The sequence below is a fragment of the Sphingobium sp. CCH11-B1 genome, from assembly GCF_001556865.1.
Lineage (GTDB): Bacteria > Pseudomonadota > Alphaproteobacteria > Sphingomonadales > Sphingomonadaceae > Sphingobium.
The window spans coordinates 1-993 of the sequence record NZ_LSJY01000167.1 but is presented as its reverse complement, the minus strand read 5'-3'; the positions used below and the strand labels follow the sequence as shown (position 1 = coordinate 993).

The following is a 993-nucleotide window of genomic DNA, read 5'->3' as shown; positions in this document are numbered from 1 at the left end:
ATCTTTAACCAAGGCGGAGCTCGGGTCGCACGAACCGAAGCGCGTCTACGGATCGCGCGCGCGCGCCTGGCGCAACTTGCGCTCGCGTCCGGGAATGCGGTTGGGCTGGGCGCGGAACGCGTACGCGTGCTCAGCGAAGTGGTGGGCCTGTATCGCACGGCCTTGGTGCCGCAGCGTGAAATCGTGACCCGTCAAAGCCAGCTCGAACAGAATTTCGCGCTGATCGGCGAGTTCGAGGTGCTTCAGGCCAAGGCGCAGGAATACGAAGCCTATCAAGGGTTCCTCGAAGCGGTTCGGGATTACTGGCTCGCGCGCGTCGATCTGATGCGTTTGGTGGGGAACAGGCTGCCGAGTGATGCGGAAGCCAGGCAGAACACGCCGACCGTTTCCGAGATACTGACGCCGCCTGCCGCCCCGGCGATGGATCACTCGATGCATGGCGGCCACCATGGCGGGGGAGCGCCGCCGCCGGCGCCTCCGGCCATGCCTGGGATGGTTCACGATCATGTGCCAACGCCGGACGCCAGCCCTCCTCCTTCGCCACCGCCCGCTCCGACGCCTGAACACCAACATCATGGAGCCGGCCAATGACCATCCATCGTCGTGACATCCTCAAGACGGGTGCCGCCGCAGCACTGGGGTCAGCGTTGACCGCGCGTGCCGCCGCACAGGATCATTCCATGCATGGCGGCATGGCGATGGGCCCGATGCCCATGCCGGCGGCCGAGCCTGTGGGCGTGGCGCCCGCCGTGCCGCGCGATCCGCGCTACGTGCCCGTCCGCACGCTCAACGGCTGGACGCTGCCGTGGCGGTTGAATGCCGGGGTCAAGGAGTTCCACCTTGTCGCCGAAGAGGTAAAGCATGAATTCGCGCCCGGATCGAAGGCAACCTGCTGGGGCTACAACGGTGGCACGCCCGGGCCGACCATCGAGGCCGTGGAAGGCGACCGGGTAAGGATTTTCGTCACCAACCGGCTGGGCGAGCATACGTCCG

At 66.5% G+C, this 993-nt stretch carries 2 protein-coding genes; both read left to right on the top strand.

Going from position 1 to position 993, the window contains the following annotated elements:
* The first annotated feature begins 126 nt into the window (after positions 1-126).
* Positions 127-591 (top strand): hypothetical protein, encoded by a 465-nt coding sequence (locus AX724_RS16825; protein WP_156448129.1) that lies wholly within the window; start codon positions 127-129, stop codon positions 589-591.
* Positions 588-993 (top strand): multicopper oxidase domain-containing protein (locus AX724_RS16820; RefSeq protein ID WP_197421616.1); only part of this gene is annotated, 406 nt, incomplete at its 3' end. The genes AX724_RS16825 and AX724_RS16820, both read left to right, overlap by 4 nt.